Source organism: Serratia sp. NGAS9, from assembly GCF_009905295.1.
Lineage (GTDB): Bacteria > Pseudomonadota > Gammaproteobacteria > Enterobacterales > Enterobacteriaceae > Serratia > Serratia bockelmannii.
Map to the genome: position 1 here is coordinate 4,299,125 of NZ_CP047605.1, position 14,311 is coordinate 4,313,435.

Below are 14,311 nucleotides of genomic sequence, written 5' to 3' on the forward strand. Positions count from 1 at the left end.
TGCCGCCTAGCCACAGCATGAAATCCATTGGGCTTAGCAATTGTTAATTCAGTACTTTCTCAGCAACGGCAGCAGAATGAGGCAGCCGACGAACGCCATCACCACCAGGAACAGCAGGCCGTTATCCATATTGCCGGTGGCGGCGATCAACGCCCCCATCAGCACCGGCGCCAGCGCGCCGGCAAAATTGCCCAGTCCGTTGAAAATGCCGCCGGCGGTGGCGCTGACCTTGCTGCTGGTCGCCTTCGCCAACAGCGCGAAAATATTCGGCGCGCCGGCGCCCCACATAAAGGTGCTGAAGGCCATGGCCGCAATCACGCTGTAGGTGCCCTGCAGGTGCAGCACCACCGCCAGGCCGAGGCCCGCGCCGCACAGCGACAGGAAGCAGGCCAGCGCGCGCCGATCCAGCTTGTCCGACAGCCAGGCGCCCAGCACTTCGCCGAGCAGCATGGCGATGAACGGCAGCGAAGAGAGGTAACCGGCATGCTCCAGATGAATGCCTTTGCCCTTGATCAGGTAGCTCGGCAACCAGCCGTTCATGCCCCACAGGTAGGTCAGGAAGGCGATATTGAACAGGCAAATCATCCAGAAATGCGGGCTGCGCAGCAGCTCGCGGCGGTGCTGTTTGCGTTCGGACACCGCCGGCTTGGCCGCCGCCGCCGGGCGCGAGACGTTCAGGTGGCGCATGCCGAACAGCACCAGCAACATCACCGGCAGCGTCAGAAACGCCATAAAGAAGAAGGTGGTCTGCCAGTCGAAGGTATTGAGGATGTACAGGGTGACCGGGAAGCCGAGCGCGGCCCCGAGCGGCGTGCCGAGCAGCCACAGCATGGTGGCGCGCGCCTGCAGCTGCGGCGGAAAGGCCTGACGAATAATGGCGTAGGCCATCGGCAGCAGCGGCCCTTCGGCGATGCCGAGCAGAATGCGCAGCGTCATCATGGCGTGATAGGAACGCACCAGCCCCATCAATACCATCAGCACGCCCCACACCACCATCATGCCAATCAATACTTTTACCGGGTTAAGCCGATCGCCGATGCCGCTGAGCAGCATCGAGGAGATGCCGTAGGAGAACAGAAACGCGCTCATCAGCAAGCCCAGCCGCGCCGGGTCAAAGCCGATCCCTAACGCCTGCTGAAACTCGGCGTCGGAAAACAGCGCCGCGATGCTGATCTTGTCGAAAAACGCCAGCAGCACGCAGGCGAACAGCGCGATCGGCACCGACCAGCGCACCCGTTGCTGCGGATTTTCGGCAACGGCTTCCCCCGCCCGTCCAGCGCGGGCGTCAATGTCTTGCGTAGTCATAAAACGCTCCCGAGGTTCGGGCGTTATTTCAACGCCATCAAAGAAAACTCCGCATCCGCCAGCTGCTGCGGATCCAGCACCCGGCCGCTCGCCAACCAGCGCTTGCCGAGCTTGATGGTGCGCGCGTCGTTGAACGCCACCATCTGCACCAGCTGCCGATCGGCGTTCAGCGTGAAGAACACATGCGACTGCGGCGTGCGGCGCACCACATGGTGCACGCCGCCGCTCGGCACGCCGAGGATCTGGATATTGACGTCATATTGATCCGACCACAGCCAGGCCACGTCGTCATACGGAGCGGCAAAGGCGTCGAGCATCGCGCAGGCGGTGCTGATGGCCTGATTTTGCGCGTAGGCCCAGGACTGCAGGCACAGGCCAAGCGTCGGGTGGCGCGCCACGTCGCCGGCGGCGAAGATCGCCGGATGGCTGGTACGCCCTTGGCCGTCGACCACGATGCCGGACTCGATCGCCAGCCCGGCGCTGCGCGCCAGTTCGAGATTCAGCTCGACGCCGATCCCCACCACCACCAGATCGAAGGCCTGCGGATCGCTGACTTCGCTGCCGATCCAGGCGGCGCCGTCGCGATCTTCCAGCGAGATCTCGCCGCAGCCACACAACACCGTAACGCCCTGCCGGCGATGCAGTTCGAGCAACGCCTGCGAGACATCGGCGCCGACGCTGCGCATGCATAGCGCGGGCTGGCGTTCAAACACCGTCACCTCGGCGCCGAGACGGCGCGCAGAAGCGGCGATCTCCAGCCCGATCCAACCGCCGCCGACGATCGCCAGACGGCGGCAACCTTGCAGGCCCTGCCGCAACCGGGCCGCATCGTCCCAGGAACGCAGCGTCATCACGCGCGGATGCTGCGCCCAGGCGGCGCCCGGCACACGCGGCCGCCCGCCGGTAGCGATCAGCAGCTGCTCGAACTGCAGCCGTTGCCCGTCGCTGAGCGTGACGATTTGCTGTTCAGCGTCGATGGACTCGGCGCGCAGCGGGCGACGCCAGTCGATATTCAGCTCCGCCACCGCCTGTTCGCTGAACAGCCGACTGAGGGGAGCCGCGGCATCCAGCAGCGCCGCTTTCGACAGCGGCGGCCGCTCGTAAAAATCGTAGGGCTCGTCGCTGACCACCGTCAGCCGGCCGCTGTAACCGCGGTCGCGCAGCGTCTTGGCCGCCCAGCCGCCGGCCTGGCCGCCGCCGACGATGACGATGCCCGTCTGTTCTGGCCGGTTCATAACGCTTGCGCCTTTTTATGCTGGCGGCGCGTATCGTGATCGATGCCGCCCTCTACCGCCCATTCGGTGAAGGAGACCAGCGAATGCTCCAGCTCGCGCGGCTGCCAGTTTTCCGTCAGATAATCGTCGTTGGTGTAATACTCGAACGCGCCGCCGGTCGGGCTGTTGACGTACCAGAAATAGGCCGAGGAGATCGGGTGGCGGCCGGGGCCGATAAAGGTGCTCCACTGCTCTTTGTTCATGGCGATGCCGCCGCCAATCACTTCGTGGATATCGCGCACGGTGAACGCCACATGGTTCAGGCCGCGTGGGCGGTTAGGCAGCTTCAGCAGGAACAGATTATGGTGGCCGCCGCGCGCCTGGGTGCGCAGGAAGACGGCGCGATCGATATAGCGATCGGAAACCTGGAAATCCAACAGCTCGCGATAGAAACGCTCGGTCGCCGCCAGATCTTCAACGAAGAACACTACGTGGCCAATATTGATCGGTTGCGCCTGCGAATAGACCGGGCTGGGTTGATCGATGCGGCGCACGTCGCCCCATTGGTTGATCGGCGTGACCGGCACCTCAACCGCCTGCTGGCGGCTGACGACGAAGCGCAGCGTCATGCCGTTGGGATCGAGGCATTCCAGCTCTTCTCCCACCTGACGGAAGCCGGGCATCAACGCCAAACGCGGCTGCAGGCGCGCCAGATCGGCGGGTGAGCCCACGCCCCAGGTCATGCGGCGCAGGGTAGAACCGCCTTCAAACGCCGCAGGCAGCGCCGCGCTTTGCAACGGGTACAGGACAACCTGCGCCCCGCTCAGGGTGGTGAATTCGCGCTGCGGTTCGCCCCAATGTTGCGTGGCGGGCTGCAGGCCGAAGTCTTGCATGAATTTTTCGCAGGTTGGCAGATTTTCGACGCCAAATTCCAGTTTTTCGATTCCGATTACGCTCATTGTTCAGCCTCACGTTCTCGCTGCATACGGTTTTCAGGCATGAGTGAACCCCGGCCCCTGTTTACTGTGGGCCTTATCCCTGCCTGAGTGAAAGAGTCGGTCCTGTCGGTTAGCCGACGTTGGCCTGCGGCGGCGCGCCGAGGAAGCCAGAAATTTTCTCCGCCGCGTCGCGCACTTCCATGCGCAGCCGCTCGCGATCCGCTTTCGGGATCTCATCGGACGGCACCATGATGCTGACCACCGCCTCGACCCGCTGCTCGCGGTTGAAGATCGGGTAGACGATCGAGGAGATGCCGTGGCGGAAGAACGATTCGCCGATCACATAGCCGCGCGCCTTGTCTTGCTGCACCATCTGCCACAGCGTTTCGCGATCCGCCGGGGTGCCCGGCGCGTTGCCCGGCAGCTGCGCGTCCGGATAGAGTTGTTCGAACTCGCTGCGGGTGGCGCTGGTCAACAACATGCGGCCGAGCGAGGTTTGGTGCACCGGCAAGCGGGTGCCGACGCTGACCTGATTGATCTGTGAACCGGCGGCGCTGACGCGGGCGATATAGATCACGTCGCGCCCGTCGCGGATCGCCAGATGGCTGCTGCACTGGCTGCGATCGCGCAACTGCTCGATCACCGGCTGGCCGGCCTGCGCGACGTCCAGCGACGCGATGTATTCAAAACCGAGACGCAGCACCTTGATGCCCAGTGCGAAGGTATTGGTGCGCGGATTGCGCTCCAGAAAGCCCAGGTGCTCGAGCGTCTGCACCACGCGGTAGGCGGTGGCCTTCGGCATATCGACCAGGCGATGCAACTCGGCAAAAGTCATTTCCTTATGCTGCTCGCCAAACGCCAGCAGCAACTGCAACCCGCGATCCAGTCCCGGGATCAGATACTTACATGCTTGCTCGTCCGCCATCTCTCGCTCCTGCGCTGTGCGCCTGCCCTGCGGGCCGTCAGTTGAATACGAAGCCGCCGTTGACCGGCAGCAGTTGGCCGGTGACGAAATCCGCCAGCGACGACAGCAGATAAAGTACCGTACCGTTCACATCGTCCGGGTGCTGCGCCCCGGCCAGCGCGCGCCCCTGCTCGTACAGCTGATGGCGCTCGGCGGGCACATACTCAGTGGCTTCCACTCGCGTCAGGCCCGGCGCGATGGCGTTGACGCAGATACCCTGCGGGCCCAGCTCGCGCGCCATCGATCGGGTCATCGCGATCACCGCGCCTTTACTGGCGACATAGGCCATCAGGCGCGGCGCGCCCCACAGCGCGGTGTCCGACGCCACGTTGACGATCTTGGCGTGCGGATTGCGCGCCAGCAGCGGCACCGCCGCCTGGCTCACCAGCCAGGTGCCGCGCACGTTGACTTGCATCACGCGATCCCACAGATCGATATCGTATTCCATCATGGTTTTACCGCCGACGCCGGTCGCCAGCGCCGCGTTGTTCACCAGACCGTCGATCCCGCCGCCAGCGGCGATCTTCTCGAACGCCAAGCGGATCGAATCCGGTGAGGCCAGATCGATCGTCTGCGTTTCCACCCGAGCGCCCTGCTCGCGCAGCGCGGCGCCGCTCGCCGCCAGCTCATCCGCCAAGATGTCGCACATCACCACCTGCGCGCCTGCTGCGGCGATGGCGGCGGCAAAGCTGTAGCCCAGGCCGCGCGCCGCACCGGTGACCACGATGCGCTTGCCGTCCAGCAAGCCGTTCACTGCGCCGCCTCCCGCTCGCGCAGCGTCGCCAGCTGTTTCTGCGCCTCTTTCTGCATCAGGCGGCGCAGGCGAGAAAGACCGACGTCGTGCTGGTACAGGTATTCGCGGCCGCGGGCGTTAGGCGCCATGTTCTCGAGCACGATGCGATCCTGCTCGAGCACGTCCCAATGCAACGATTCCAGGCGATTACGGTACATGAAGCGCCACATGTCGCGCTGCCAGTCTTTGACCTTACGGATGCGCCAGAAGAACACCCGGCAGTGATCCTTATCTTCCGGCACCACCATGCCGATGATCCAGAAGTGACCACCCGGCCCAAAGCGCTTCTTGTACGGGATCGACAGGCGCATCCAATACGCGCCGCTGCTGCCGAATTCCACCCAGTCGAAGTTAACCCCGATCTGTCCGTTCTTTTTGAAGATAAACCCGCTGTCGGTCGGCTCCAGCCCCATATCCGCCTTGCGATCGCCTTCCGCCATCGAGTGTGAGGAAGAGTGCAGGTAGGTGCCGTGCATCGGATCCATCACGTTTTCCAATGCGTACTGGTAGTTGCAGTCCCAGCTGGCGGTACACAGAAAATTACTGTACGACGCTTCGTCCGCCAGCTCTTGCGGGAAAGTCAGCTCCGCCGGCGCTTCATCCGCCGTCACGCCGAAATAGAGAAACACTGCGCCGTAGGCTTCTTTGGCCGGGTAAGACCGCAGGCATTTTTGCCCCACCAGCGGGCAGCGATCCACCGCCGGCACGTCTTTCACCGTCCCGTCTCCGCCGACTTCCACCCCGTGATACCAGCAGGCGATACGATCGCCGAGGTTCCACCCCATGGAAAGCCGCGCGCCGCGGTGCGGGCAGCGATCTTCCAACGCGTGGATCTGGCCTTCACCGTCGCGCCACACCACGATTTGCTGCTCGAGACGGGTGATGCCGACCGGGTTGTTGCCCACTTCCCAACTGGCCAGCACCGGATACCACATGCCGCGCAATCCCTGGTCAAGATAGTCCTGCAGGCTCTGTTCGGAGGATGTTGTGTTTGCTGTCATTGTCTTCTCCCGGATGTGGCTCAGAAACCGTTAACGTGAAGGAATTCGCGGAACGTCGCCTCATTCCACGGTTGGCCGCTGCGATCGAACAGGCGGCGCTGATTCAACGCGCTGACGATCTGCTCCAGCTCTTCCGCCCCCTGATCGAAGATCGTTTCCAGCGCCGCCACCAGCGCGGTTTCGAAACCGTCCGGCACCCGGGCGCGGTTTTGCCAGATGACATTGCGGAACTGGCCCGGCTGATGGATTTGGCCGTTGCCGCCTTCGCGGGCCGGCGTCACCTGTTGGGTGTCCGGCAGCCAGGGATTGAAATCGGTGATGTGCTGCATGATTACTCCTCCGCGATAAAGGTGATCTGGATTTGGTTGTCGACCACCCGGGTGGGATAGGTTTGCAGATCGCGGCCGCCTGGCTCGCGCAGGCACTGGCCGGTGCGCACGTCAAACAGCGCTTCGTGCAGCGGGCACTCAACCTTGCCGTCGTCTACAAACCCCTGGCTGAGCAAGGCATAAGCATGCGGGCAGACGTCTTCCAGCGCGTAGTAGTTACCGTCGAGCAGGTACACCCCGATCTCTTTTCCTTCCACTTTGCCGGAGAAAGGAAAATCTTCTTTCACCTGAGACACTTCGCACACATTCTTCCAGCTCATTGCTTTTATCCTCTATCTGATTGTTTCATATATGAAACTCAGTTTCTTATTTAATACAGCCACTATAAGTCTGGCGAAACTTTCGTCAAGCGAGCGGAACGGCAAATGTTAATGAAAGGTTGTTTAAAAATGACAAATGCGGGAGGGATCACGAAATCATGCACCGATATGAAAAACCTATGTCAGTTGTGCGCTCTTCCGCTAATTTATGGCAAAAAATGCGTTGATCCCGGCGGCGCATTGCGCGTAAAAGTGTTTTCTCACTGTCTTTTACACTCAATTTAATAACAATTAATTTACATTAATCAGCCTCGTCCCCCGCGTTTGCGCGTAATGGCCTCCGCGGGCGAGTTTACTGCTGCCTGAATTCGTCAACCGCTCGCACTGAGGAACGCGCCGTGCAACAACGTCAACGCTGGTTTGGGGTGATCGCCCTGCTGTTTCTGATCGTTATCGCCTATGCGGATCGGGTTAATATCGCCGTGATGTTGGTCAATCCCGACTTCCTGCAACACTTTCAACTCGGCGGTGACCGCGCCCATCAGGGCACGCTGATGACGGTGTTTTTACTCGGTTACGGCCTGTCCGCCATGTTGCTGACGCCGTTTCTGGAAACGCTGATGGGTTACCGCCGCGCGCTGACGCTGAGCGTCGTGATGTGGGCGCTGCTCACCGCCGCGTCGCCGCTGGCGGGATCGCTGCTGTTGCTGTGCGCGGTGCGCGCGCTGCTTGGCGTCAGCGAAGGGCCGCTGTTCTCGCTCAAGACCATGTACATCAGCGATCATTTCGCCGCCGACGAGCGTGGCAAACCCAACGCGGTCAGCGCGCTGGGCGTCTCGTTGGGGCTGGTGATCGGCTTTCCGCTGGTGAGTTTTCTGATGGCGCACTTCGGGTGGGCGATGTCGTTTCACCTGCTGGCACTGCTCAACCTGCTGTTGGGCCTGGCGCTGGTGCGGCTGTTCGTTCATCCGCTCGCCTTACCCTCATCTTCACGCCCCGCCGATCCTCAGCCGGTGTTGAGCCGCGTCTGGCACACCTTCGCGCTGGCCTGGCGCACACCGATGCTCGGTTGGATCCTGCTGATCGAGATCGCCACGCTCAGCTACCTGTGGGGATCCAGCGCCTGGCTGCCGGCTTACCTGACTGATGAAAAAGGATTCTCCATCAAGCAGATGGGATGGATGGCCGCACTGCCTTTCATCGTCAGCATCGCCTCAAAATACCTCGGCGGCGTGCTGCTCGATCGTATCCGCCCCTATCAGGCGCCACTGATCTTCGTCTTTGGCGGCGCGGCGACCGCACTGTGCATCTATGGCGTAATGAACAGCCATCAACTTGGCTGGATCGCCTTCTTCCTGCTGGCGGCCAACGCCTGTTGGGGCGCACAGGGCGCGGCAATCCCCACTCTGCTGCAGCATTATGCGCGGCCGGAGGCAGCGCCTATGGGCTGATCAACGGCATCGGCAATCTGTTCTCGGCGTTTGTGCCGATGGCGATGGGCATGGTGATGGCCAGCCAGGGCAAGGTGTCCTCGGGCTTTGCGGTACTGATTGCCTCACAGCTGCTGACGCTGCTGGCGGGCGGCGCGCTGTTTAGCCGCATGTTGCTGGCGCGCCAGGTGAAACGGGCATAGCCTGTTCCCGCACCGTTGCGGCAGAGAAAGCCAATGGCCTTGAGAGGGTGCTCATGGATCTGGACGCCAACAACCAGCAGACGGGGGACACCCCCCGTCGCCGGGTTGCCTTACCGTTCGGATTCGTAAGCCAAAATGGCCGCAACCTCCGTGTTGCCCGATCGGATCCGCAGCTCGCACAGCGTGCTGCGGGTTATCCATACCAGTGATATTACCGTGGCACAAATAACCACCAGTTTTAACAGGCTCCGTTTGTTCGGCATCATGCCTTCTTCTCCTTGCCTCGCGGCGGGTAAGAGGCTAACTTAACGTTGCTGGCGTTAGAGTAGGCCTCGGGTTGATGAATATCGACTCGGGGCTTTTCTCTTTGTACCTTTCACGCAGGCTCTAGATACAAAGATCCAGAGCACCCGCGCGCAGTATATTCATCCTCCCCGTTATCCCGGTTCCTTTTTACTGACTCAGTTTCATTTCTGCGCAGGATTGCGCAAAGGCGTTGCAACAGGCTGAAAATCGCAGTGCGGATGGCGACAGACAAATGAAATAAAAAAAGCGGCCCCATACGATGGGAGCCGCTTTTTCAGCGAGGCGTGGCCAAGCGTCAGGCGTGTTTCTTGGCCGCCTGCAGGTACAGCATCTCCAGACCCAGGGTCGCCGCGGCCAGCGCAGTGATCTCGGACTGGTCATAAGCCGGCGCCACTTCCACCACGTCCATGCCGACGATGTTTAGCGACTGCATGCCGCGCACCAGTTTCAGCGCGCGATCGGAGGTCAGGCCGCCGATCACCGGTGTGCCGGTGCCCGGTGCAAACGCCGGATCCAGGCAGTCGATGTCGAAGGTCAGATACACCGGCATATCGCCGACGATGCCCTTGATCTGGGTCAGCAGGTCGTCCACGCTGCGATCGTTCACCTGCGCGGCGTCCAGCACGGTAAAGCCGTTGTCGTGATCGAACTCGGTGCGAATACCGATCTGCACCGAGTGGTGCGGATCGATCAGGCCTTCATTCGGCGCATGGTAGAACATGGTGCCGTGGTCGAACTTGCTGCCGTTGGCGTAGGTATCGGTATGGGCGTCGAAGTGCACCAGCGCCAGCTTGCCGAAATGCTTGGCGTGCGCGCGCAGCAGCGGCAGGGTGACAAAGTGGTCGCCGCCGAACGAGAGCATGCGCTTACCGGCTTTCAGCAGTTTCTCCGCGTGCGCCTGCAGCTTGTCGCTCATGTCCTGCGCATCGCCGAAGTTGAACACGATGTCGCCGCAGTCAACCACGTTCAGGCGATCGCGCAGATCGAAGCTCCACGGCCAACGGTTGCCTTCCCAGGCCAGGTTGGTGGACACCTGACGGATGGCCGCCGGGCCATGGCGGCCGCCGGCGCGACCGGAGGTCGCCATGTCAAACGGAATGCCGGTGATGACCCACTCTGCATCGCTGTCGTAAGGCATGAAGTTCAGCGGAAAGCGCAGGAAACCAAAGGCGTTGGACACTAATGAATTATCGGACTGATGGCCTAAGGTGCTCATAGTAAACCCTCGTAGTTCAACAAGTTGCCGGGCGCAGACGCCGGGCCGTGACAAAAAAAAATCCCTCCCGCGTCGTTAGCCCGACGAGAAAGGGATTTGTTCGATGTTTGTTTCGGTGCTACCGATACGGCAGATTATGGCCGCATTTTGTTCATGCTTCAAGGGGGTCAACAGCGCCCCCCTGAAGAGGGCGGTTACTCGTCTTCCAGATACGTATAACCGTACAGACCGGCCTCAAACTCTTCCAGGAACTGCGCCTGCAGCTCGCTGTCCAGATCGGTTTCTTTGACCTGATCGCGGAACTTGGACAGCAGCGCGCTCGGATCGAGCTGCACATACTCCAGCATGTCCGCCACGGTATCGCCCTCGTCGGACAGCTCGGTCTCGACGCTGCCGTCCGGGAACACGTACACGTCAACCGAGGCGGTGTCGCCGAACAGGTTGTGCATGTTGCCAAGGATCTCCTGGTACGCGCCGACCATGAAGAAGCCCAACGCCGGCGGGTTCTCCGGATCGTATGGCGGCATCGGCATGGTGGTCGCCACGCCGTCGCCGTCGACGTAATGATCGATGGTGCCGTCGGAGTCGCAGGTGATGTCGAGCAGCACCGCACGGCCTTCCGGCGGCTTATCCAGCCCTTCCAGCGGCAGCACCGGGAACAGCTGGTCGATGCCCCAGGCATCCGGCATCGACTGGAACAGCGAGAAGTTGACGTAGAACTTGTCCGCCATGCGCTCTTGCAGTTCGTCGATGATAGGACGGTGCGCGCGGTTGCTCGGATCGAGCTGCTGCTGGATCTTGTTGCAGATGTTCAGATACAGCTGCTCGGCCCAGGCGCGCTTGGTCAGGTCCAGCATGCCGTGCGCGTATTGGGTATGCACGTCGTGCAGATCCATCTGGCTGTCGTGCAGCCATTCGCGCAGCGAGCGGCGGTTCTCCGGCTCGTTCATTTCCAGCCAGGTTTCCCACATGCTTTCCAGCGCGCGCGGCGCGTCGGCTTCCGGCGGCTGCGGTTCGCTGAACTCGTTGCGCTCGACGCCAATCACGTTGGAGACCAGCACCGTGTGGTGCGCGGTCACGGCGCGACCGGACTCGGTGATCACCGTCGGGTGCGGCAGGCCGTGTTCGTTACAGGCGTCGCCGATGCCCCAAATCACGTTGTTGGCATATTCGTTCAGGCCGTAGTTGACCGAGCAATCGGACTGCGAACGGGTGCCTTCGTAGTCGACGCCCAAGCCGCCGCCCACGTCGAAGCACTGAATGTTGACGCCCAACTTGTGCAGCTCAACGTAGAAGCGCGCCGATTCGCGCACGCCGGTGGCGATGTCGCGAATATTGGCCAGCTGCGAACCCAAATGGAAGTGCAGCAGCTGCAGGCTGTCGAGGCGGCCCGCTTCACGCAGGGTCTCCACCAGCTTCAGCACCTGCACCGCCGCCAGACCAAACTTGGATTTTTCGCCGCCGCTCGACTGCCATTTGCCGGAGCCTTGCGATGCCAGACGCGCACGCACGCCCAGGCGCGGTATGACGTTCAGCCGCTCGGCCTCTTCCAGCACCAGGTTGATCTCGGACATCTTCTCGATCACCAGGTACACCTTGTGCCCCAGCTTTTCCCCGATCAGCGCCAGACGAATATATTCACGATCTTTATAACCATTACAGACGATCACCGAGCGGGTCATGCCGGCATGCGCCAGCACCGCCATCAGTTCGGCCTTGGAGCCGGCTTCCAGCCCCAGCGGTTCGCCGGAGTTCACCAGCGATTCAATCACGCGGCGGTGTTGGTTCACCTTGATCGGATACACCAGGAAATAACCGCCCTGGTAGCCGAAGGATTCACGCGCGCGTTTGAACGCGGCGTTGATAGAGCGCAGGCGATGCTGAAGGATCTGCGGGAAGCAGAACAGCGCCGGCAGACGTTGGCCGTCTTGCTGGCGCGTTTTCACCAGTTCTGCCAGATCGACGCGCGCCTGCGGGACATCCGGATCCGGGCACACGCTGATATGGCCCAGCTCGTTGACGTCATAGTAATTGTTGCCCCAGTAGGCGACGTTATAAGTACGCAGCATCTTGCTGGCATTCCGATCATTCATGGCAACCTCCTGCATGGAGCGCAAAGATAAAGACTCGCCCGCAACCGGCGGACGGTGAATCAACAGATCATCAGACATGGTTCGCCTCACATTCCCTACTGACGAAACCGTCAGCCACTATCGCAGCTACAACCCGCGAGAACAACCCAACAAGCCGCGCCGGCGGCAGCGAAGAGAACTGCCGTTCGCGGTCAGCGATCGGTTTATCACTCATATAATTGTAAGACACCCTGTTCAAACCTCGTGAATCGGGCCAAGAAACATCCCACAGGAAGGCTGCAGGCTACCCTTGTTCAGTTCTTCAGACGACCGTTAGCCGGCCCGAGAATCCTGAGTAGCGGCCAAGTGTTTATCGCACCTGGTAAGTGACAGAGAGACAAGACGGGAAATAGCAGAAGAATGTGCGCCAGAACGGCACTGCTGTTGAGAACCAACAACCGGTAGACAACGGATCATTAATCCAACCACCTCCACGCGCGCCGTTCGGAGTGAACGACCCAGCCTCTAAATATAGTGTAAGAACGTGACCGTTCGATGAAGCGGCGAACGCCCGCGACGGATAATAGCGCAACGCTGGCGAATGCAAAGCGGAAGTTTATCGCACCTTCCCCCACGCCAGACCGCCGTACTGTGCAGCAAATGAACCGCGCGCGCAGTTTATACCGGTAAGCAGGTGAAAAAGCAAAATGAAAATTCGCCGAAAACTGTTTCAAGCGATGAAAATGGCGCCAACCCGTTTGCGCAAAAGAGCGAAAGCGCAAAAAATTACTGGCAATCTGGCTAAACCCTGACCTAAAATAGACGTCCAGATGTTAATCCATCTATACTGGTTAACTGATAAACTGCTTAACGGCTTTGCCTGAGGGGCGTTGCAGGATGCATCTCGCGCCATCAGCGGAAGACCCTTCGCTTCGATGCCGGATCTCCAGCGCTGTGCAGTAATTTCTAACCCGTCTTATGCAAGGTAAAGAACACAATGGCTAAACACCTCTTCACGTCCGAATCCGTCTCCGAAGGACATCCAGATAAAATCGCCGACCAGATCTCCGATGCCGTCCTCGACGCCATCCTGGAACAAGATCCGAAAGCGCGCGTCGCCTGCGAAACTTACGTGAAAACCGGTATGGTGCTGGTCGGCGGTGAAATCACCACCAGTGCCTGGGTCGATATCGAAGAGATTACCCGCAAGACCGTGCGCGAGATCGGCTACGTTCATTCGGACATGGGCTTTGACGCCAATTCCTGTGCAGTCTTGAGCGCCATCGGCAAACAATCCCCGGACATCAATCAGGGCGTTGACCGCACCGATCCTCTCGAGCAGGGCGCTGGCGATCAGGGCTTGATGTTTGGCTACGCCACCAACGAAACCGACGTGCTGATGCCTGCACCGGTCACCTACGCGCACCGTCTGGTGCAGCGCCAGTCCGAAGTGCGCAAAAACGGCACCCTGCCGTGGCTGCGCCCGGATGCGAAGAGCCAGGTGACCTTCCAGTACGACGACGGCAAAATCGTCGGCATCGACGCCGTGGTGCTGTCCACCCAGCACTCAGAAGACATCTCGCTGAAAGATCTGCAAGAAGCGGTGATGGAAGAGATCATCAAGCCGGTACTGCCGGCGGAATGGCTGACGGCGGGCACCAAATACCACATCAACCCGACCGGCCGTTTCGTTATCGGCGGCCCGATGGGCGACTGCGGCCTGACCGGCCGTAAGATCATCGTCGACACCTACGGCGGCATGGCTCGCCACGGCGGCGGCGCCTTCTCCGGTAAGGATCCGTCCAAGGTTGACCGTTCCGCGGCTTACGCGGCGCGCTACGTGGCGAAAAACATCGTTGCCGCCGGCCTGGCCGATCGCTGCGAGATTCAGGTGTCTTACGCTATCGGCGTAGCGGAACCGACCTCCATCATGGTGGAAACCTTCGGTACCGAGAAAGTGCCAACCGAACAGCTGACGCTGCTGGTGCGCGAATTCTTCGATCTGCGCCCATACGGCCTGATCCAGATGATGGATCTGCTGCAGCCGATCTACCGCGAAACTGCCGCCTACGGCCACTTCGGCCGCGAGCACTTCCCGTGGGAAGCGACCGACAAAGCCGCACTGCTGCGCGATGCCGCCGGCCTGAAATAAGCCCCGACATCAACATGAAAACGGCGAGCCTGGGCTCGCCGTTTTTTTTGAGCAGATGGGTGCTCCTG

The 14,311-nt window shown here is 61.0% G+C and carries 12 protein-coding genes and 1 pseudogene; 2 read left to right on the plus strand and 11 right to left on the minus strand.

All coding sequences use genetic code 11. The annotated features are described in order from the left end of the window. Positions 1-48 precede the first annotated feature (48 nt). The 8 genes from GUC32_RS20485 to GUC32_RS20520 all read right to left on the minus strand — a co-directional run bounded on the left by GUC32_RS20485 (position 49) and on the right by GUC32_RS20520 (position 6,864). Positions 49-1,305 carry an MFS transporter gene (locus tag GUC32_RS20485; RefSeq protein WP_049208796.1) on the minus strand — a complete coding sequence of 419 codons (1,257 nt, stop codon included), beginning with the start codon at positions 1,303-1,305 and terminating at the stop codon, positions 49-51. 23 nt (positions 1,306-1,328) lie between these two features. After that, a complete protein-coding gene (locus GUC32_RS20490; RefSeq protein ID WP_369435403.1) occupies positions 1,329-2,540 on the minus strand; it encodes an NAD(P)/FAD-dependent oxidoreductase in 1,212 nt (403 codons plus the stop codon). Next, a complete protein-coding gene (locus GUC32_RS20495) occupies positions 2,537-3,478 on the minus strand; it encodes a VOC family protein (protein ID WP_060434495.1) in 942 nt (313 codons plus the stop codon). Before GUC32_RS20495 ends, GUC32_RS20490 begins: the two co-directional genes overlap by 4 nt. A 109-nt stretch (positions 3,479-3,587) precedes the next feature. Then, entirely contained in the window at positions 3,588-4,382 is a 795-nt protein-coding gene (locus GUC32_RS20500) for an IclR family transcriptional regulator (protein ID WP_004937625.1), read from the minus strand. Positions 4,383-4,419: 37 nt separating this feature from the next. Next, positions 4,420-5,175 carry an SDR family oxidoreductase gene (locus GUC32_RS20505; RefSeq protein ID WP_025304203.1) on the minus strand — a complete coding sequence of 252 codons (756 nt, stop codon included), beginning with the start codon at positions 5,173-5,175 and terminating at the stop codon, positions 4,420-4,422. Next, a complete protein-coding gene (locus GUC32_RS20510) occupies positions 5,172-6,215 on the minus strand; it encodes an aromatic ring-hydroxylating dioxygenase subunit alpha (protein WP_025304204.1) in 1,044 nt (347 codons plus the stop codon). Before GUC32_RS20510 ends, GUC32_RS20505 begins: the two co-directional genes overlap by 4 nt. 20 nt (positions 6,216-6,235) lie before the next feature. Continuing rightward, the gene (locus tag GUC32_RS20515) at positions 6,236-6,544 is read right to left on the minus strand and encodes a recombinase-like helix-turn-helix domain-containing protein (RefSeq protein WP_004937617.1); all 309 of its coding nucleotides are present in this window, start codon (positions 6,542-6,544) and stop codon (positions 6,236-6,238) included. A gap of 2 nt (positions 6,545-6,546) precedes the next feature. After that, positions 6,547-6,864, minus strand: a complete 318-nt coding sequence (locus GUC32_RS20520) for a non-heme iron oxygenase ferredoxin subunit (protein ID WP_004937614.1) — start codon at positions 6,862-6,864, stop codon at positions 6,547-6,549. 398 nt (positions 6,865-7,262) lie between these two features. Here GUC32_RS20520 and GUC32_RS20525 point away from each other — a divergent pair. Continuing rightward, positions 7,263-8,497: pseudogene (locus GUC32_RS20525) on the plus strand (MFS transporter). Positions 8,498-8,607: 110 nt separating this feature from the next. Here the strand turns inward: GUC32_RS20525 and GUC32_RS20530 are convergent. The 3 genes from GUC32_RS20530 to speA all read right to left on the minus strand — a co-directional run bounded on the left by GUC32_RS20530 (position 8,608) and on the right by speA (position 12,190). Next, positions 8,608-8,760 carry a Hok/Gef family protein gene (locus GUC32_RS20530; protein WP_049203456.1) on the minus strand — a complete coding sequence of 51 codons (153 nt, stop codon included), beginning with the start codon at positions 8,758-8,760 and terminating at the stop codon, positions 8,608-8,610. Between the two features lie 338 nt (positions 8,761-9,098). Next, entirely contained in the window at positions 9,099-10,019 is a 921-nt protein-coding gene (gene speB, locus GUC32_RS20535) for an agmatinase (protein ID WP_004937606.1), read from the minus strand. A 194-nt stretch (positions 10,020-10,213) separates the two neighbouring features. Then, on the minus strand, positions 10,214-12,190 hold the full coding sequence (gene speA / locus GUC32_RS20540) for a biosynthetic arginine decarboxylase (RefSeq protein WP_004937600.1): 1,977 nt from the start codon (positions 12,188-12,190) through the stop codon (positions 10,214-10,216). 898 nt (positions 12,191-13,088) lie between these two features. On the opposite strand from speA, the gene metK reads away from it, so the two are divergent. Further along, positions 13,089-14,243, plus strand: coding sequence for a methionine adenosyltransferase (gene metK / locus GUC32_RS20545; protein WP_016926681.1), 1,155 nt, complete (start codon positions 13,089-13,091; stop codon positions 14,241-14,243). Positions 14,244-14,311: the final 68 nt, after the last annotated feature.